Raw genomic sequence first — 18037 nt, forward strand, 5'->3', positions numbered from 1 at the left:
CCTACGCACATGTTCCACGTGGAACACTATTTTCCGATACAGAACCGCCCGAACAGGGTGTCGAGCATATCTTCTGTAGCAGCATTTCCGAGCAGCCGGTCGAACGCACCGCGAGCCGTTCGCATTTCTTCTGCGATCAGAAGCAAGTCTGTAACGCCTTGCGCCCTGTCCAGCGCTTGCCTCGCGATTAATAGAAGCTGCCGTTGCCTTTGGTTGAGAGCAACGGTGCCCGGCTTTATCATCGAGCCACGGGCAGTCTCAATGAGGTCGTTCCGGAGTCCGTCAATGCCCTCGCCGCTGACTGACGACACTCTATGCCGCGCACTGGCCTTCCTAGGCGCGAAGGTATCGGCAAAACTCTCGATCTCCCAAACCTGCTCGGAATCGGACTCACCTTCGGGTCCGAGCCACAGCACAATATCAGCAAGGGTAAGCTCGCCCTTCGCTCGCTGGATGCCAATGACCTCGACCGTATCGCTCGTGTCTTCGCGCAGGCCTGCTGTGTCCGCAAACAGGAAAGGTATTCCGGCCATAGCAACCGGTCGTGTCAACACATCACGAGTCGTTCCCGGGATAGGAGCGATGATCGCAGCGTCTTCGTTCACCAACTTGTTGAACAGGCTACTTTTTCCTGCGTTAGGCGGTCCCGCCAAGACTACTCGGAAGCCCTCCCGCAATCTCTCGGCGCTCGGACTCTCCAACGAAGCTCCGATCTCGCCCGCCAAGCTTCCAATCCGTTCGCTGAACGCTGCCGGGAGATCCTGGACATCGTCCTCGTCGCCGAAATCGAGAAGCGCTTCGATCTGCGCCGAAGCGAGGAGGACTGCTTCGCGCCACCCGCTCACCTTTGATGACAAGCTACCACTCGCCATGGCAAGTGCTTGTCGCCGCTGCAATTCCGTCTCGGCTTGAAGCAGGTCTGCCAGACCTTCTGCTTCAGCAAGATCAATGCGACCATTGGCGAAGGCACGACGTGTGAACTCGCCTGGTTCAGCCCGCCGCATACCCGGTAGATCCGCTAATGATTTCTCAACGGCCGCGATGACCGCCCTGCCCCCGTGCAGATGTAGCTCAGCCAGATCCTCGCCCGTGGCGGTGCCGGGCCCCGGGAACCATATGACCAATGCGTTGTCCAACAGCTCACCGCCAGAGCCCCGCAAGAGACGCACGCTCGCCTTTCGAGGTTTAGGCCTAACCCCGGCTAGCGCATCCAACGCATGTCCTGCCTGCGGACCGCTAATCCGCAGAACTGCGATCGCAGCGGGAGGTACGCCGCTAGATAGAGCGAAAATGGTGTCGTTCACGAAAACGTCGGCAAGCGAAGGGGGATCAGCTCTCGTCTTTCTGTGTACCGCCGGCAGGACTTCGCGTCATGGAAGCACCGCCCTCCATGAATTGCTGAAACAGCTTTAACCCGATTTGTCCCATCGGAGCGACCTGCTTCGCAACCTCTTGAAGCTGTTCGAAATTACCAACCCCCTGCATCGCATTCGCAAGAGCATCAACATAGACGTCGTTGGCCTTGGTCACGTCTGGCAATCCCAGAAAGCGACGCGCTTCCTCAGGACTGCATTCCACTTCGACATTGACCTTCATCGGCCTCTCCTGGAAGCAACTGTCCCTCATTGCTGACACAGACGGTTGGCAAAGTCCACCGCACCGGCCTACTCCATGGGCAAGACCAAATCACAAGAAGGAGAGCTCGATGGCGACCAACACTCAGATCCCCACGCTCGAGAAGGATGGCATGATTCCGGCCTACGTTGTGAAGCCCAAGGGCACCCCGCGAGGCGCAATTATCGTGCAGCAGGAAATCTTCGGTGTCGATCCCGGAATCCAGAAGAAGTGCGGCGAGTGGGCCGACCGGGGATACCTGGCGGTCGCTCCGGACACGTTCTGGAGGCAACAGCCGGGAGTAGAGCTCGACGCCGACATCCCTGAGCAGTTTCAGGAAGCCGTCGGATACATGATGAAGCATGACTTCGATCAGGGCATTCGCGATATCGAAGCCGTGATCCACTGGATCCGTCAGGACCAGGGCGTTGCCAAAGTTGGCCTCGTTGGCTTCTGCATGGGTGGCCGTATTGCCTATATGGCTGCTGCCCGCACCGACATCGATGCTTCGGTCGGCTACTATGGCGTGATGATCGATCAGATGCTGAACGAAAAGCACGCAATCGCAAATCCGCTTATGCTGCACATTCCTACGGCGGACCATTTCGTACCAGCGGAAGCGCAGAAAGCCATGCACGAAGGTCTAGACGATCACCCCAAGGTCACGCTGCATGATTACGAAGGTCTGGATCACGGCTTCGCAGCAGAGATCGGTTCACGTCGTAACGAGGCCGCTGCAAAGCTCGCCGACGAACGTACCGCAGCATTCTTCGCCGAACACGTAGGCTGATGCACTGCCGGTCGACCGGAGTTGTATTATCTTAAAATAGATGAGGTGAGCGGCCTTCCATGCACCGCTCACCTCATTCTCAAGTTTCAGCGTTCAGAGGACTAGCCTGCTGAAGAGATCTGGTCCCTCACCGGCTCATAGAGTCGCGCCGATGAGGGATGTCGATACTTAGAACAGCGTTCCAACGCCCAGCTGGGGATCGACCCAACCGTCGTAAATCATCTTGGCTGCAACATAGAGGATGACCGCGAGGCCGAACCAGGCAATCCAGCGGTAACGCTCAATGTAACGCGCGATGACATTCGCCGCCAAGCCCATCAGAAGCACAGCGAATACGAGTCCGACAATGAGAATGCCCGGATGATCACGTGCGGCACCCGCGACGCCGAGCACGTTGTCGAGGCTCATCGAGACGTCGGCCAGCGCAACGGAGAACGCCGCCCCGGCAAAGGTCTTTGCAGGATTAACGCCGGAGTCCTCGTCACCAACGATCTCGGGTGAGCCGGGCGAATGGCCGCCAGCATGCAATTCGCGGTACATTTTCCACGCCACCCAGAGCAACAGCAGTCCGCCTGCGAAAACCAGCCCGACGATACCGAGTAACCACGTCACGATAAGTGCGAAGGCGACTCGCATCACGAGCGCGGCGAGCACCCCGATCAGGATCACCTTCTTGCGTTGTTCCGCAGGGAGGCCGGCCGCCAGCGCCCCTACGACAATGGCGTTGTCACCCGCCAGCACAAGGTCAATCATCAAGACCTGAATGAACGCCGACATCGCCGCAGGCGTGCCGATATTCGAGAAGTCATTGACGATGTGCTGCCAGATCTCGCCGGGGCCCTGAAGGGAGGGCGCCGCAGCGGCTAGCGTCATCAGCAGATCCAAGATGTTGCCCCTCTTACTGGTTCATGTTCGCGAAGAAGTCTTCGTTGGTCTTCGAATCCTTCATCTTGTCCAGCAAGAACTCCATCGCGTCGACGGTTCCCATCTGCATGAGAATGCGGCGCAGGACCCACATCTTCGAGAGCTGATCCTTCGGCACGAGAAGCTCTTCCTTGCGCGTACCCGACTTGCCCACATCGAGCGCGGGGAAGATGCGCTTGTCGGAAACCTTGCGATCCAGCACGATCTCGGAGTTGCCGGTACCCTTGAACTCTTCGAAGATGACCTCATCCATACGGCTGCCCGTGTCGATAAGAGCCGTAGCGATGATCGAGAGCGAACCGCCCTCCTCGATGTTGCGCGCAGCACCGAAGAAGCGCTTGGGACGCTGCAGGGCGTTTGCATCGACACCACCGGTCAGAACTTTGCCCGAACTCGGCACCACGGTGTTGTAGGCGCGGCCCAGACGCGTGATCGAGTCGAGCAGAATAACGACGTCGCGCTTGTGCTCGACCAGTCGCTTGGCCTTCTCAATCACCATCTCGGCCACCTGAACGTGGCGCTGAGCCGGTTCGTCGAAGGTGGAGGAGATCACTTCCCCCTTCACCGAACGCTGCATGTCGGTGACCTCCTCCGGACGCTCGTCCACCAGAAGGACGAGGAGGAAAACCTCAGGATGATTATCGGTGATGGCCTTGGCGATGTTCTGCAACAGCACGGTCTTGCCGGTCCGCGGCGGTGCAACGATCAGGGCGCGCTGGCCCTTGCCCTGGGGGCTGATGAGATCAATGACCCGAGCCGACTTGTCCTTGACCGTTGGATCCAGGCTATCGAGGTTCAGGCGCTCATCAGGATAGAGCGGCGTCAGGTTGTCGAAGTTGACGCGGTGGCGCACAACGTCCGGATCGTCGAAATTGACCTTGGTCAGCTTGGTGATGGCGAAGTACCGCTCGCCGTCGCGCGGAGCGCGGATCTCACCCTCGACAGTGTCACCGGTACGCAAACCCCATTTGCGAACCTGGTTCGGCGAGACATAGATATCGTCCGGCCCCGCGAGGTAGTTCGCCTCCGGGCTACGAAGGAATCCAAAACCATCGGTCAGCACTTCGATCGTGCCCAGACCCATGATCTCTTCACCGTCCTCGGCAACTTCCTTGAGGATGCCGAACATCAGATCCTGGCGACGCATGGTCGATGCGCCTTCGACGCCGAGTTCCTCGGCCATTTCCACCAGCTGAGCGGGAGTTTTCTGCTTGAGTTCTTTGAGGTGCATATAGGCTACTTTGCGATTTTCCGGAGAGGAATTGCGGAACGGCCGGCGGATCGATGGGCTTGGAGAAAGCAGATCCAGGTAGAGGCGCGTGATGCGGCCCTGCGCCGGGACGCGCTGTCAGATAAGCCTAGAGCCGTTCAGCGTCAACGCAATCCAACGCGCTACGCGGCAGAGCGAGGCACCGTCGAGGCTGACCTTGTTTTGTGGTGTTTTGCCCAGACCCGTTGGGAGGCGATAGCTCAGAACGGCTTTACGATTGCAAGCACCACGATAACCGCCGCGGCAAGACCGGGTACTTCGTTCAAGAGGCGCAGCGCCTTGCCGGACAGCCGCCGAGTGCCGCTTGCCAGCTTCTTGGAGTAGCTCACCATCCAGCCGTGATAGCCGGTCAGCAGGATGACGAAGAGCAGCTTCGCGTGCAGCCATCCGCCACTCCACCATTGCCCCGTCGTCGCAATGGCGATTCCGAACAGCCAGACGGCGATCAGCGATGGCGTCAGGATGATCTTGCGCAGGCGGGCTTCACGCTCGATCCAGCGCACTTCTTCTGCCGAGCCCGTTTCGCTTTCCTGATGGTAGACGAAGAAGCGAGGGAGCATGAAAAGCCCCGCCATCCAGAAGATCACGAAGATCACGTGGCCGGCTTTGAGCCACAGATAAATCATCGAGAGTTGCTCCATGCCTGCATCTTAGCCTCAGGTAGCGCCTCTTGTCAGCCCGTCCAGCCGCGAACAGTGGACAACAATTGCTCTACATGCGCGATCGGTGTGTGCTGACCAATGCCATGGCCGAGGTTGAAGACGTGCGGGCGATCGGCGAACGCATCGAGAATGCGGAGCGCCTGATGTTCCAACTGGGCGCCTCCGGCAAGCAACAGAAGCGGATCCAGGTTGCCCTGAACAGGCATTCCGGCAGGAAGTTCGCGTGCGGCCCAGAGCGGATCTATGGTCTCGTCGAGACCTACGGCATCGACTCCCGTCTCGCGGGCATAGGCGGGGAGTTTCTCGCCAGAGCCCTTTGGAAAGCCGATGACGGGGACCTCCGGATAGCGTGCTTTCAGGGCCGCCACGATGGCAGCGTTGGGCGCAACAACCCAGCGCTCGAATTCTGAAGGCGCGAGACTCCCGGCCCATGAGTCGAAAAGCTGTACTGCCTCTGCGCCAGCGGCGATCTGTCCGCAAAGGTACTCGATTGTTACAGTCACAATGGCATCGATGATGGCCTGGAAGCCTTGCGGATCGGCATAGGCCATCGCTCGCGCTTCGTGCTGATCGCGACTTCCCTCACCCGCAACCATGTACGTGGCAACAGTCCAGGGACTGCCGGCAAAGCCCAGCAGCGTCCTGTCCTCAGAAAGCCCTGCCCGTACCTTGGCGACCGTCTCGTAGATCGGCGAGAGGCGTTGAGACACAGCTTCGAGGCTGGCCAGGGTTGTCTCTGCAAGCCGCGGCGTCAGCTTCGGACCCTCTCCTGCCAGGAAGGTAAGATCTTGTCCCATGGCGTAGGGGACGATCAGGATGTCCGAGAAGAGGATCGCCCCGTCAAAGCCAAACCGCCGGATCGGTTGCAGCGTGATCTCTGCAGCCGCGTCGGTATCGTACACAAGTGCAAGGAATCCGCCCTTCTCGGCTCTGAGCTCGCGATATTCGGGCAAGTAGCGGCCGGCTTGACGCATGAGCCAGATAGGCCGTGGTCTGGCGTTCTCGCCTTTGAGTACGTTTAGGAGAAGTCCGGGCATCGCGTCGAGGGTCCCATAAGAATCATTATTATTAGAATAGAGTTGATGAAGGTTGTTGGCCCTGTGGATAGCGGGGAAGGCGGCGTCTTGCCTGAATTGTCCGGATATGAACAGCCCTGAGCCCCGATGCGACTCCGGTTCGCCATGCGGTCAAGGAAAGGTTCTTCGCCTTATCCCCAGGCTGTGCAGGACTGCTTCGACCTGTCCACAAGATGACGATCCAAGAGCAGTTAGCGGGGGCTGAATCGCTCAAGCGAGTTGTCACCGGTTCTGTCCCGTGGTTTATGCGCGCGCTATCCACAGACCTCTCCAGTAGGGATCCGTCAGACGCTCCATGGCGCGCTTTCACCTTCATTTGCTGTCGGACTCCACCGGCGAGACGTTGGAGATGATCGCCAAAGCCGCGTTGGCTCAATTCGACGATACTGACGTGGTCCGGCACTTCTGGCCCATGGTTCGTTCGCAGCAGCACCTGGACCGGATCATGGGAGAGATCGCCGCCAACCCCGGGCTCGTCTTCTTCACGTTGGTCAACGACGAGACCCGTGGGAAGCTGGAGGCCCGGTGCCAGGCGCTGGGGCTGCCTGCGATTGCAGTGTTGGACGGCGTCACCGACGCGCTCGAGGGGTTACTAGGCCAGGAGGCGAAAGGCCGGCCGGGACGTCAGCACCGGCTGGACGAGGCCTACTTTGCGCGTGTGGACGCAATCCAGTTCACGATTGCGCATGATGATGGCGTCGGTTGGGAAGACTGGGAGGACGCCGAATTGGTGCTGGCGGGGGTGTCACGCTCCTCCAAGACTCCGACCAGCATCTATCTCGCCAATCGCGGTTACAAGGTCGCCAATATCCCCATCGTGATCGAGAGCCCTCCGCCCTCCGCGCTATTCGGCCTCAAACGGCCTCTGGTCGTGGGACTGACAACTGCGCCGGAGCGCTTAATCCAGATCCGGCGTAACCGGCTCCTCTCGCTCAGCCAGTCGCCGGACACGGACTACGTGGACCAGGAAAAGGTCGAACGAGAGCTGAAGTTCGCCCGGCGCATGTTTGCGGATAACAACTGGCCGGTCATCGACGTGACCCGTCGCTCGATCGAGGAAACCGCCGCTGCCGTGATAAACCTCTACAATGAAAGAATGGCTGCCGGTGCACAGGCCACTGCCGGCCCGAAGCCGATCTGATGGCCAGTCAGAGTGAGACAGGAGGCCTGGTTCTTGCCTCCAAGAGTGCGTCACGGCGGGCGATGCTCGATGCTGCAGGTGTGGCGTACCGTAGTATTCCGGCTGATCTGGACGAGAGAGCGCTTGAAGCGCAGCTAGGGCCTGCCGCAAGGCCACAGACTGTCGCTCTCGAACTGGCTCGCGCCAAGGCGTTGTCGGTATGCTTACAAGCTCCCGAGGAGCTGGTCTTGGGTAGCGACTCTCTTGTCGAGTGCGGAGGTAGACGGTTCGACAAACCGGCCTGCCGTTCCGACGCTGTGGAGCATCTTCGGTTCTTTTCCGGAAAAGTCATGCATCTGCACAGCGCCGCCGTCATCGCTCGTGGCGGCGAGGTTTTGCGCTCGCAGGTAAGCGTCGCTTCGCTCCAAGTCGCGCAGTTGTCCGACCGCTTCATCGAAGACTATCTCGATCATGAGTGGCCTGCGGTCTCCGGATGTGTCGGCGTGTTCCGGATAGAGGGGAGAGGCGTGCAACTCTTCCGGGCCATCGAAGGCGATCATTTCACCGTACTCGGCATGCCGCTGCTAGCGGTGTTGCAGTTCCTGCGCGAACTCGGAGCGTTGTCCCCGTGACAAGCCCCTACGCCGAGGTGATCGGGGATCCCATCGCCCAGTCCAAGTCACCCGCGATCCACTCCTTCTGGCTTGAGCGATTGGGACTGAGTGGCCGCTATGGCCGGTGTCACGTCACCCAAGGCGACCTCTCACGCTATCTTCACGAGCGTCGTTCAGATGCTGCTTGGCGCGGATGCAATGTGACAATGCCGCACAAGCAGGAGGTCATGCCGCTGCTCGACAGTGTCGATTCCGTTGCGAAGCGAATTGGCGCGGTGAACACTGTCGTACGCACGAGCGACGGTGCTCTCACGGGGTACAATACGGATGCGCCTGGCTTCCTCGAGCCTCTTGGAGGGCGACGGTTTGAAACCGTCACTCTCATCGGTGCAGGTGGTGCCGCGCGAGCTGTTCTTGCCGCACTTGCGGACGCAGGGACTGCATGGGTATCGATCCAGAACCGCAGCTTGGACAAAGCCGAAGCGCTCCTTTCCGAATTCGGGTTAAAGGGGAGCGCGGTTCCCCTTGGTGCAAGTGTCCCTCAGGCAGATCTGCTCGTGAATACGTCTGCCTTGGGGATGACCGGTCAGCCTGCGCTGCCTCCCCTCCTCAATCATGTCGCGGCAGACGGCGTGGTGTACGACATCGTTACAAGCCCATTGCACACCGTTCTGCTGCAGGACGCCGCTGAACGCGGCCTCACGGTAGTGGATGGCCTGGCAATGCTGATAGGTCAGGCGGATCACGCTTTCGCTCGGTTTTTCGGCATGCGGCCGCCTCGCCATGAAGATGCGGAATTGAGACGCCGCATTCTGGGAGGATCTGGCGTGTGACTGATCGCAGTGCAGATTCAAGACCCAAGACTTCGGCACGACCTCAGATTCTGGGCCTGACCGGATCGATTGGCATGGGCAAGTCAACCGTCGCCGCGATGTTCCAGGACCTTGGCGTCCCGGTCTTCGACGCGGATGCTGCGGTTCACGTCTTGCAGGGGCCTGGCGGCACTCTGCTGCCGGCGATCGAAGTTGCTTTTCCGGGTACAACGACTCCGGCCGGCGTGGATCGCACCAAGTTGGGAGCCCAGGTGTTCGGGAATCGTGAGGAGCTCAGACGTCTCGAAGCGATCGTTCATCCCGCCGTGGCCGAGATGCGGCGTACGTTCCTCAAGGAAAACGCAGACAAGGCGCTGGTCGTGTTCGATATACCCCTCCTGTACGAGAAGGGAGGAGCGCAGGACCTGGACGCTGTGGCGGTCGTATCGGCGCCCCCAGGCGTGCAGCGCGCTCGCGTTCTTGCCAGACCGGGTATGACCGAAGAGAAGTTCGAACAGATCCTGGCTCTTCAGGTTCCGGATGCCAGGAAACGCGAACTGGCCGACTTCATCATCGACACCGGCGTGGACCTTGCGAGTACCCGCAAAGCGGTGGAACGTCTCGTCCATCAGCTTTCTTCAACGGCCTAAAGCCGCTGGAGGCCTTGCGTCCCGACGATTGCGGGCAGATATGGAGCATGATGCGCGAGATTATCTTCGACACCGAAACCACCGGTCTGGATCCCCGAACCGGAGACAGAATGGTAGAGATCGGTTGCGTCGAGATGATCAACCGCATCGCTACGGGGCGTACGTTTCACGCCTACTTCAATCCGGGCCGGTCCATGCCTGCCGAGGCTGAGGCTGTTCATGGGTTGTCCGAAGCATTCCTCGCTGACAAGCCGCCCTTCGCCGAGCGTGTTGCAGAGCTGCTCGAGTTCCTCGCGGACAGCCCTTTGGTGGCGCACAACGCCAGCTTCGACTTTGGCTTTCTGGACGCGGAGCTTGGCATATGCGGCCACCCGCCTGTCTGTCGCTCACGCATGATCGACACGGTGGCGCTTGCCAGAGTCCGGCACCCCGGTTCGAAGCTCTCTCTGGACGCACTTTGTTCGCGCTATGGCATCGATCGCAGCCATCGTACCCTGCACGGCGCCCTTCTCGATGCGGAGCTTCTGGCGCAGGTTTATGTAGAGCTGTGCGGTGGGCGCCAGATCGGTCTGGAACTCGTTTCCGAGACAGTCGCCGTCTTCGAAGGGCCTCGAGAGCTGCTCCCACGTGAGCGGCCCTTCAGGGCACCTCGCCCACATTCCGCAAGCGCTGAGGAACTGGCTGCTCACCTGGCGTTTCTGAATAGCGTGGACACGCCGATCTGGTCCAACTGATTACCACAAGAGGAGAAGTCGCTCATGGATATTCGCGTTTCCGGTCATCAGGTAGATACGGGCGAAGCGCTGCAGACCCATGCCAGCGATCGCCTCAACGCGATGGCGGAGAAGTACTTCAGTCGCGCGCTCTCCAGCCACGTCACGTTCGGGCGAGGCCCGGCTAACGGCTTCCGGTGCGACATCATCATGCACGTGATGCAGAACCTGGTGCTGAAGGGCAGCGGAATGGCACAGGATGCGCACGTCGCGTTCGACCAGGCCGCAGAGAAGATCGACAAGCAGCTGCGCCGTTACAAGCGCCGGTTGAACGATCGCAGCGAGCAGAGCGCCCACGCGATGGCCGCAGAGGAAGCTGGCTATACGATCTTCGAGGAACAGGGTGAGGGAGATGAAGTCGAGGCCGACGCACCGGTCGTGATTGCCGAAACAAGGGTCGACGTACCGGAAGCAACGGTCTCCGATGCCGTGATGATGCTCGACTTGCGCAATACGGTGGCTTTGCTTTTCAAAAACGCTGGCACCGGCCGTCACAATATGGTTTACCGCCGCGGCGACGGCTCAATCGGGTGGGTTGAGCCTTCCTGACGCCCTAAACGCGACGCGTTTCACATCGCAGGATTGAGGTCGGCGCCCGGTTTCCGGGCCCGGCCTCGTTTGATGATGATACTGGAGCCGATCGGATACGAAGCTGAAAGTCGGATGAGCGCCCTTTTCAATCTTTTGCCAGAGGCCGTGATCGTTGCGGATGGCGACGATAAGCACTCGGTCCTGACACGGCTCGCGGACTTGTTCGCCCACGTCTACGATCTGGATCGGGATCTCGTGCTGAGTCGCATCGCGGAGCGCGAGCAGCTCGGAAGCACGGGTTTCGGTCGAAACGTCGCAATTCCACACGCTCGGATAAAAGGGCTGGCGCGCCCTGTCGCTGCCGTGATCCGCCTGGGCAAGCCGATTGACTTCGATGCGGCCGATGGAATGCCCGTGGATCTTGTGTTCGGCCTGCTCTCTCCCGATGGCGCGGGTGCTACGCACCTGCATGCGCTGGCGGCGATCTCACGAATGATGCGAGACGAGCGGATGCATGCAGCGCTCATCTCCGCACCCGGTCCGGAAGCGCTTTACAGCCTGCTCTCCAATGTCATCGAGCGCGACGCTGCCTGACTCCTCCCCGTCGCAGGGCGCCGAGTTACATTGGCGAGCGCTGGAGGGTCTCTATGCCTCTGCGCCCATCAATCAGCTGTTTCGTTCCGCTCTGACGATCCCCGCCGAGGGTCGGTCGCGAATCGTCTTCTCGGTTGAGCAGGACGTTTTCCATGCGGCCGGTGCCGCTCATGGCACCATTTATTTCAAGATGCTGGATGATGCAGCGTTCTATGCCGCTAACACCCTGGTCACCGACCGCTTTCTCCTGACCACAGCGTTCAACCTGCACCTGACAAAGCCTATCCGCGGCGGCAGCATCGTTGCGGAAGGCCATTGGGTGAGCGGGCGTCGGCGGGTTCTGGTGGCAGAGTCTCGTCTGATCGACGAAGAAGGCGAAGAGGTTGGGCGCGGCACCGGCACCTTCATGCGCTCGCGCATCCCGCTCTCCAGCCTTCCCGGGTACTCCGGCGTGCGCGTGAGGGGCTGACAAGAAGCACGATGCGACTCCCCACTCGCCTAGAAGCGACCGCTCTCATACGCCGAGTCGAATCGGAGGGGGGCTTCGCCACCGTACTTGCCAAAGGCGAGCCCGACGCCGGCTCCTTGCTCATCGTTGTCGCCGAAAGAGGTGCGCAGGCCAGAGCATATGAGCGGATGCCTCAGCTCGACGGCACTCGTAAATGGGTCCTTTCGAAGACCGAAGATTCGCAGGATCCACAAGCCTTTGCTGCTTACTTGAATCGGCGCAGTGAGCAGGACGGTGATTTGTGGATCATCGAACTGGACGTCCACCAGGGCGAACGCTTCATCGACGATCTCACATATTGAAGATTGACTTAACCTTGTTCAGGACTATTTGCCGCATCGCTCAAACGCGAAAGCGGCTCGGGAGGCAGTTCGGCATCCCAGCTAGCACGCAGACGGGGGGCCATCGGCAGGCGCGCACGGAATACCAACGTGCATCAGGGACAATTGGTTCCCCGCTTGTGACGGATGCTCACCGCTAGTTGATCGTTTTAAATGCGAAGCAAGTATCGTTTGGCGAGCGCAGCTGCGTTTGCCGGAACGTTGATGGCCGCGGTCTTCGGTGCTCAGGGCGCAGGAGCGGCGGCAGAGGTGATGGTCCCGAGGCAGGCTCTCCCGGACGCATCGACCAGCTTCATTTCCCAGCCGGTTGTCCAGGCGCTACCGAAGGTCGGCACTGGAACGACACAGACGGCTGAGCAGGAATCCACCTCCTTCGCAGAAGCGCGCACAGCGCCGACGCTGGGGGCGCTTGTTGCGGCACAGGCTGACGTGGACAATTTGAGCCCTGAGATGCGCTGCCTGGCAGGCGCCATCTACTTCGAGGCGCGTGGCGAAACTCTGGAAGGGCAGCTCGCTGTCGGTCAGGTTGTCGTAAATCGCGCCGAATCCGCGCGCTTCCCCCAGAGCTATTGCGGTGTGGTGTACCAGCCTTCGCAGTTCTCCTTCGTACGCGGCAAGAGCATGCCCAAGGTGCGCGCTGGATCGCGCGCCTGGCGCGAGGCGGTAGCCGTAGCGCAGATCGCGCATGAGGGGAGCTGGGATAGCGAGGTCAAGGACGCCCTCTATTTCCACGCGACGCGCGTCTCTCCGAGCTGGCGGCTTACCCGCCTCGCCCGCGTCGACAATCACATCTTCTATCGCTGAGGAGCGGAGCGCTCGAAGGAGCGCTCTGTTCGCCTGTGTAGCGTCTTCCTTGCGGGATCAGTCCCGCAGGGTGACCCACACGGGCGCGTGATCGCTGGCCTTCTCACGGCCTCTGTGAGCCTTGTCGACGCCACAGGCGACCAGACGGTCGGCAAGTTCGGGCGACAGCAGAGCATGATCGATCCGGAAACCGTGGTCGCGCTGCCATGCGCCAGCCTGGTAATCCCAGAAAGTCCACACGCCGCCTTGGGGATTGTGTGTGCCGAGCGCATCAGTCCAGCCATCATGCAGAAGCCGAGTGTATGCGTCGCGTGACGCAGGCTGCATGAGCGCGTCCGATGCCATGGCGGGCGGTGACCACACGTCACAATCGTTCGGAATGACATTGTAGTCGCCGATCACGATCGCCGGGACTTCCTCGCGGGCGATCTCGCGCATGCGACCGCGCAATCGTTCCATCCAGCGCAGTTTATAGTCGAACTTTGGTCCCGGCTGCGGATTGCCATTCGGCAGGTAGATGCAGGCGACGCGAACACCGAAAACATCGGCCTCGATGTATCGTGAGTGCTCGTCCTCCGGTTCCCCAGCCAGTCCGCGTTGGACCTCCACCGGCTCAGCGCCGTCAGCGAGAATGGCAACACCGTTGAAGCCTTTCTGGCCGTGCCAGATGGCCTTGTACCCAATCTTCTCGAACTCGGCGGCAGGAAACCCTTCGTCCTGAGTCTTGATTTCCTGCAGGCAGGCGACGGACGGGCGGGTCTCCTCCAGCCACTCCAGCAGGCGGGGGAGACGAGCCTTGATTCCGTTGATATTGAAAGAGGCGATCCGGATCACACCGCGAAGCTCGATCCGCAGCCGCATCCGGCGCTCGCGTTAGGGTTCTCTACGCGGAAAGCCGCACCGCCAAGCGACTCAACGTAGTCGACGACGCAGCCGTCCACGAGGCCGAGGCTCACGTCGTCGACCACAAGCTTCACGCCATCGGTCTCCACCACCAGATCGGTCGGATCGGCGGCATCGGCCAGGCCGAACTTGTACTGGAAACCGGAACAGCCTCCGCCCTCGACGGAGAGCCGCAGGATTGCCGGCTTGTCCTGCTTGCTGGCAATCGCCGCTACGCGTGCAGCGGCGGACGGGCTGAGAGTAAGCGAGGCTGTTTCCATGGGTCCGATGTAGGCGGCGCACGCCCGCGCGGCAAGCGGCGCCGCTACGGGCTCAAGCGGTCTGGATGTATGTTCGCATCGCTTCCGCTTCGGCTTCGATCTGGTCGATCCGGTGTTTCACGAGATCGCCAATCGAAACGAAGCCGATCATCGTACCATTTTCTACCACCGGAAGATGGCGGATGCGCCGCCTTGTCATCAGCGAAAGTGCGGCAAGGACGGATGTTTGCGGTTCGACTGTGACGGCAGGAGCCGTCATGACCTCAGCCACCCGCATGGAGAGCGCCGCGGCCCCCGTTTCACGCAGCTCGTAGATGACGTCCCGTTCGGAGAATATTCCGGCAATGGAGTCGCCGTCCATGACAGGCATGGCGCCGATGCGACGCTCGGCGAGAAGAGCGGCCGCTTGGCTCACGAGCGTGTCGGTTCTGCAGGTCACGATCGCCGCATTGCGGCCTTCGATAAGATGCCCGATCGTCATCGTCGTGCTCTCCCGCTTTTATCCTGTCTCGGAAGGATACCACAGCTCTTGCGCGGAGGCCAATTGGGCGGGCTGGTGACTTTAAAAAGGACCGCAGTTGCCGCACTGCCCTTGCAGTGCGCGCGCTATGAACGCACATAGCACGGCATGTTTCCGCGTTCTCCCTTGGACGATCCTGAGAAGGCCGCCTACGCATGGGCACGATACCGACGCATCATGCGTTGGATGATGCTGCTCACGGTTACGCTCGTGGCCGGTTCGCTGTGGGTACTCTATCGCAGCAACGGTCTGGTCTCGATCCATATGTACATCGCGGCCGCGTTGGGCATCGGGTTCACGATGCTGCTGACGTCAGCTTTGATGGGCCTGCTTTTCCTGTCCAGCGGCACTGGACATGACGAGTCGATCGTCGACAAGCTGGAGGAAGAGCGAAACCGCTGAACGCTGCGCTCAGTCTTCCGGTGCGGGGCCAGCGATGATGTCGTCCTGCGTCGGTCGCAAGCGAAACTCCTCCACTGGCTGACCACCGATCAGGTGCTGCTGAATGATGCGCTCGAGCGTATCCTCGGTGCAGGAGTGATACCAGACACCGTCGGGCCAGACGACTGCAACTGGCCCTGCCGCGCAGATCCGCAGGCAGTCCGCTTTAGTTCTCGCCACGCCGCCACGCCCGTCGAGCCCCAACTGCTTCAAGCGCCTTTTCAGGTATTTCCACGAGGCCGCTCCCACCTCGGGCCGGCAGCACTCGCCCTTTTGCGGCTCGGCGCAGAGAAAAATCTGGCGATGAATTCCGTGGCCACCGGCCTTGGCCAAAGCTTCGCGGGCTTTGCGCAGTTCTTTGTCGCTCGCCGTCACGTGCGGATCTTCCATGGCTCGAATGCGATACGCACCTCGTCCGGCAGCGGGACTGGACCTTCCGGGCCGACCGTCACCATCACGGTCCTTGCAAAAGCTAGCACGCGGCCCGCTTGGGTCGCCAGCTTCACGACTCGGTGACTGCTGCGGCCGGTTCCTTCCAGACCCACATGAACATCCACGGGATCGGGGTAGGCGCCTTCGCCGAGGTACTCGATCCCCACACTCGCCACCATCGGCGAAAGTCCTGAGGCTGCCTTGCGATAGCCCACCGCACGATGAAATCGCGCGCGTGCCTCTTCGAACAGGTTCGCCATCGAGACGTTATTGATGTGCATGTTGAAATCGAGGTCGCTGAAACGCGACTCAATTCGGCAGGTAAAGGGGTAGCATTCAGGAGCGAGCAGAACTGGATCGGGCTTTGGCATGCCCGACGAGTTAGGATCTGCGCGAAGCTACGTCCAGAGCGGACCCGATCCGCCTGCTAACCCTTCTTACCGACGATGCGGGCGATCTCGGCTGCGACGAGCCGCTCGACGAGTGCCGGCAGGTGTTTGTCGAGCCATTCGGTCAACGCTGGTCGCAACATGTCGCGCACCAGTCCTTCAAGCGAGGTCTCGCCCGAGCGGACGATCTGCGGTGCGGCGCCGGGGCCGGAGAGGGCCGCCAGCGCCGCCAGCGAATCCCGCATCGCGGCTCTCGCGTCCTCGGTGAGAAGCGGCGAGTCGGCAGCGACTTCGCACGCGTCCAGCCGAATGGTCTCCGACAAGTCGAGAACGTCCTCTTCGGCGCTCATTTTCGTCTCGGCGGACTGTTGAGAATCACCCTCCGGCGGTTGACCTCGCGCGGTTTCAGTTGACGCTATGCCCGCGCGGCTGTCGCGTGCGATGACCTGCTTGATCGAAGCGAGGATCTCTTCGACGCTGGGTTCGCCGTTCTGCCTCATGGCGCCATTTCCCCTGGTAGTAGCTTTGAGCGATCTATCAGCGACGGCGGTGCGTCAGCGGGTGAGATATCGCCGCTCTGCACCGGTGTTTCCACTGTCCGGGTGGAGGTTGCAACGGGCTCTGGATCATCGTCAAAGTCGAAGAACTTGCCCCGCACCCGTCGGTAATTGACCTCTGGATCGTAAAGTACGCCGCCGTCGAGATTGAGATCCCGTGCTTCTGCCCGGCCCATGGCGGCGAGCAGCGTAAAGCCTGCCACATAGGCGTTGCGACGGGCGATCACGAGTTGCACCTGCGCTTGCAGGAACTCCTGCTCGGCATCCAGAATATCGAGGATGGTGCGGTTGCCGACCGTGTTCTCCGCACGGACGCCTTCCAGGCTGAGGGCGGCCGCATCGACTGCCGTCTGGTTGAGGGCGATCAGTTCATTCGCGGCGATATACGATGTGTAGGCCGAGCGGACCTGCGCGATGACGTTGCGCTCGATTGCGATCTCGGTCTCAAGTGCAGCGGCGGCCTGTGCTTGTGCTTGCCTGCGCTGGGCTGCGGGACGGCCGCCCTGGAATATTGGCAGGGAAAGCTGTGCCCCGACTTGTGCGGACCGATCTGTCTGAGCCAGAGTATTGGAGATCGGGCCACCCAGAGTGTCGAGATAATTGTTGTAGCTTCCAGAGCCAAACAGACTGACCGTTGGGAGGCGCTCGGCCCCCGCAACGTCAATGTCGCGCTCAGCGGCCTTGGCCCGCTCATGTGCGGCGATGATGTCCGGATTATTCTCGATCGCCAGCGCTACGGCTTCCTGCGGAGTTGCCGGCAGATTGGGGAGCGGTGGGGGCGGCTGTAAATCCTCCGGTGCCGTGCCCACAAGCTCGATGTAACGTTCCCGCGCGGCGGCGAGATTTGCCTCTGCAGTTCGCAAGTCGCCCCGGGCCAGCGCCAGACGCGATTCGCTCTGTGCGACATCCGTGCGCGTCAGGTCGCCAAACTGGAACCGGTCGCTGGTCGCCTCCAGGTTGGTACCCAGTGCGCTGACGTTGCTACGGTTGAGGCCCACGATCGCCTGGTTCTGGATCACGTCCATGTAGGCAGCGACGATCTGACTGAATAGCTCCGACTCGGTGCTACGCAACTCCGCCTGCCCTGCCTCGACGCGCAACTTCGCGGCCTTGATCTGATTTTTGACCGCGCCGCCCGAATAGATCGGCACACCCAGGTTGGCGCGCGCGGCGATCGCTCGACGTGGTGCCGTGAACTGGTTGACGCTGCGCTCGACGAACTCGGTGTAGCTCGCTTCCGAAGTGACGCTCGGCAGGCCGGCGGCGCGCGCAATCGGCACATTCTCGTCAAGTGCACGCTGCTGCGCGCGCGCTGATTCCAGCGTTGGGTTGGTGCGATAGGCGCGCATGAGCGCTTCCGCGAGAGTGTCTGCATGACTCGCGCTGGCCAACGCCGTCAACGAAAGCCCCAAGGCGATCCGGAGCCCGGTGGACCCCGCCAACCGGGTCACC

General features: G+C 61.0%; 25 protein-coding genes. 12 read left to right on the forward strand and 13 right to left on the reverse strand.

Going from position 1 to position 18037, the window contains the following annotated elements; genetic code table 11:
* Positions 1-26 precede the first annotated feature (26 nt).
* A complete protein-coding gene (gene mnmE / locus ABUH87_RS06050; protein WP_367771179.1) occupies positions 27-1304 on the reverse strand; it encodes a tRNA uridine-5-carboxymethylaminomethyl(34) synthesis GTPase MnmE in 1278 nt (425 codons plus the stop codon).
* Between the two features lie 25 nt (positions 1305-1329).
* Positions 1330-1596 (reverse strand): DUF6489 family protein, encoded by a 267-nt coding sequence (locus tag ABUH87_RS06055; protein WP_367771182.1) that lies wholly within the window; start codon positions 1594-1596, stop codon positions 1330-1332.
* 109 nt (positions 1597-1705) lie between these two features.
* Here ABUH87_RS06055 and ABUH87_RS06060 point away from each other — a divergent pair, with 109 nt between their 5' ends.
* The gene (locus tag ABUH87_RS06060; RefSeq protein WP_367771185.1) at positions 1706-2404 is read left to right on the forward strand and encodes a dienelactone hydrolase family protein; all 699 of its coding nucleotides are present in this window, start codon (positions 1706-1708) and stop codon (positions 2402-2404) included.
* Positions 2405-2572: 168 nt separating this feature from the next.
* Here ABUH87_RS06060 and ABUH87_RS06065 read toward each other — a convergent pair whose 3' ends face one another.
* The 4 genes from ABUH87_RS06065 to hemE all read right to left on the reverse strand — a co-directional run bounded on the left by ABUH87_RS06065 (position 2573) and on the right by hemE (position 6297).
* The gene (locus ABUH87_RS06065) at positions 2573-3277 is read right to left on the reverse strand and encodes a TerC family protein (RefSeq protein ID WP_367771188.1); all 705 of its coding nucleotides are present in this window, start codon (positions 3275-3277) and stop codon (positions 2573-2575) included.
* A gap of 25 nt (positions 3278-3302) precedes the next feature.
* A complete protein-coding gene (gene rho, locus ABUH87_RS06070) occupies positions 3303-4559 on the reverse strand; it encodes a transcription termination factor Rho (RefSeq protein ID WP_367771191.1) in 1257 nt (418 codons plus the stop codon).
* Positions 4560-4798: 239 nt separating this feature from the next.
* Positions 4799-5239, reverse strand: coding sequence for a CopD family protein (locus tag ABUH87_RS06075; protein WP_367771194.1), 441 nt, complete (start codon positions 5237-5239; stop codon positions 4799-4801).
* Between the two features lie 32 nt (positions 5240-5271).
* A complete protein-coding gene (gene hemE / locus ABUH87_RS06080) occupies positions 5272-6297 on the reverse strand; it encodes a uroporphyrinogen decarboxylase (RefSeq protein ID WP_367771197.1) in 1026 nt (341 codons plus the stop codon).
* A gap of 334 nt (positions 6298-6631) precedes the next feature.
* On the opposite strand from hemE, the gene ABUH87_RS06085 reads away from it, so the two are divergent.
* The 10 genes from ABUH87_RS06085 (at position 6632) to ABUH87_RS06130 (ending at position 13083) form a co-directional block, all read left to right on the forward strand.
* The gene (locus ABUH87_RS06085) at positions 6632-7477 is read left to right on the forward strand and encodes a pyruvate, water dikinase regulatory protein (protein WP_367771203.1); all 846 of its coding nucleotides are present in this window, start codon (positions 6632-6634) and stop codon (positions 7475-7477) included.
* Positions 7477-8088 (forward strand): Maf family protein, encoded by a 612-nt coding sequence (locus ABUH87_RS06090; RefSeq protein ID WP_367771206.1) that lies wholly within the window; start codon positions 7477-7479, stop codon positions 8086-8088. The genes ABUH87_RS06085 and ABUH87_RS06090 overlap by 1 nt, the downstream gene beginning before the upstream one ends.
* Positions 8085-8903: a shikimate dehydrogenase gene (aroE, locus tag ABUH87_RS06095; protein WP_367771209.1), complete on the forward strand. Its 819-nt coding sequence runs from the start codon at positions 8085-8087 to the stop codon at positions 8901-8903. The genes ABUH87_RS06090 and aroE overlap by 4 nt, the downstream gene beginning before the upstream one ends.
* Positions 8900-9532, forward strand: coding sequence for a dephospho-CoA kinase (gene coaE / locus ABUH87_RS06100; RefSeq protein ID WP_367771212.1), 633 nt, complete (start codon positions 8900-8902; stop codon positions 9530-9532). Before aroE ends, coaE begins: the two co-directional genes overlap by 4 nt.
* A 50-nt stretch (positions 9533-9582) precedes the next feature.
* Positions 9583-10266 carry a DNA polymerase III subunit epsilon gene (gene dnaQ / locus ABUH87_RS06105; protein WP_367772144.1) on the forward strand — a complete coding sequence of 228 codons (684 nt, stop codon included), beginning with the start codon at positions 9583-9585 and terminating at the stop codon, positions 10264-10266.
* Positions 10267-10335: 69 nt separating this feature from the next.
* Positions 10336-10854: a ribosome hibernation-promoting factor, HPF/YfiA family gene (gene hpf / locus ABUH87_RS06110; RefSeq protein ID WP_419956676.1), complete on the forward strand. Its 519-nt coding sequence runs from the start codon at positions 10336-10338 to the stop codon at positions 10852-10854.
* Positions 10855-10968: 114 nt separating this feature from the next.
* Positions 10969-11430 (forward strand): PTS sugar transporter subunit IIA, encoded by a 462-nt coding sequence (locus ABUH87_RS06115; RefSeq protein ID WP_367772146.1) that lies wholly within the window; start codon positions 10969-10971, stop codon positions 11428-11430.
* The gene (locus ABUH87_RS06120; protein ID WP_367771218.1) at positions 11405-11899 is read left to right on the forward strand and encodes a PaaI family thioesterase; all 495 of its coding nucleotides are present in this window, start codon (positions 11405-11407) and stop codon (positions 11897-11899) included. Before ABUH87_RS06115 ends, ABUH87_RS06120 begins: the two co-directional genes overlap by 26 nt.
* An 11-nt stretch (positions 11900-11910) precedes the next feature.
* A complete protein-coding gene (locus tag ABUH87_RS06125; RefSeq protein ID WP_367771221.1) occupies positions 11911-12240 on the forward strand; it encodes a DUF1491 family protein in 330 nt (109 codons plus the stop codon).
* A 243-nt stretch (positions 12241-12483) separates the two neighbouring features.
* Positions 12484-13083: a cell wall hydrolase gene (locus ABUH87_RS06130; protein ID WP_367771224.1), complete on the forward strand. Its 600-nt coding sequence runs from the start codon at positions 12484-12486 to the stop codon at positions 13081-13083.
* Positions 13084-13140: 57 nt separating this feature from the next.
* On the opposite strand, the gene xth is transcribed toward ABUH87_RS06130, so the two are convergent.
* The 3 genes from xth to ABUH87_RS06145 are packed head-to-tail and all read right to left on the reverse strand — an operon-like array spanning position 13141 to position 14727.
* Entirely contained in the window at positions 13141-13944 is an 804-nt protein-coding gene (xth, locus tag ABUH87_RS06135; RefSeq protein WP_367771227.1) for an exodeoxyribonuclease III, read from the reverse strand.
* Complete coding sequence (locus tag ABUH87_RS06140) at positions 13914-14246, reverse strand: HesB/IscA family protein (protein ID WP_367771230.1); 333 nt, start codon at positions 14244-14246, stop codon at positions 13914-13916. The genes xth and ABUH87_RS06140 overlap by 31 nt, the downstream gene beginning before the upstream one ends.
* 52 nt (positions 14247-14298) lie before the next feature.
* Positions 14299-14727, reverse strand: coding sequence for a CBS domain-containing protein (locus tag ABUH87_RS06145; protein ID WP_367771233.1), 429 nt, complete (start codon positions 14725-14727; stop codon positions 14299-14301).
* A gap of 147 nt (positions 14728-14874) precedes the next feature.
* Between ABUH87_RS06145 and ABUH87_RS06150 the strand changes: the two genes are divergently transcribed.
* Complete coding sequence (locus ABUH87_RS06150) at positions 14875-15168, forward strand: hypothetical protein (protein WP_367771236.1); 294 nt, start codon at positions 14875-14877, stop codon at positions 15166-15168.
* 9 nt (positions 15169-15177) lie between these two features.
* On the opposite strand, the gene ABUH87_RS06155 is transcribed toward ABUH87_RS06150, so the two are convergent.
* The 4 genes from ABUH87_RS06155 to ABUH87_RS06170 are packed head-to-tail and all read right to left on the reverse strand — an operon-like array spanning position 15178 to position 18036.
* Positions 15178-15597: a (2Fe-2S) ferredoxin domain-containing protein gene (locus ABUH87_RS06155; protein ID WP_367771241.1), complete on the reverse strand. Its 420-nt coding sequence runs from the start codon at positions 15595-15597 to the stop codon at positions 15178-15180.
* Positions 15579-16010 carry an acyl-CoA thioesterase gene (locus tag ABUH87_RS06160; RefSeq protein WP_367771244.1) on the reverse strand — a complete coding sequence of 144 codons (432 nt, stop codon included), beginning with the start codon at positions 16008-16010 and terminating at the stop codon, positions 15579-15581. Before ABUH87_RS06160 ends, ABUH87_RS06155 begins: the two co-directional genes overlap by 19 nt.
* Positions 16011-16066: 56 nt before the next feature.
* Positions 16067-16528 (reverse strand): DUF2497 domain-containing protein, encoded by a 462-nt coding sequence (locus tag ABUH87_RS06165; RefSeq protein ID WP_367771247.1) that lies wholly within the window; start codon positions 16526-16528, stop codon positions 16067-16069.
* A complete protein-coding gene (locus tag ABUH87_RS06170) occupies positions 16525-18036 on the reverse strand; it encodes a TolC family outer membrane protein (protein WP_367771250.1) in 1512 nt (503 codons plus the stop codon). The genes ABUH87_RS06165 and ABUH87_RS06170 overlap by 4 nt, the downstream gene beginning before the upstream one ends.
* Position 18037 lies beyond the last annotated feature (1 nt).

The sequence above is a fragment of the Novosphingobium rhizovicinum genome (genome assembly GCF_040813635.1).
In the GTDB taxonomy this organism is placed as follows: domain Bacteria; phylum Pseudomonadota; class Alphaproteobacteria; order Sphingomonadales; family Sphingomonadaceae; genus Novosphingobium; species Novosphingobium rhizovicinum.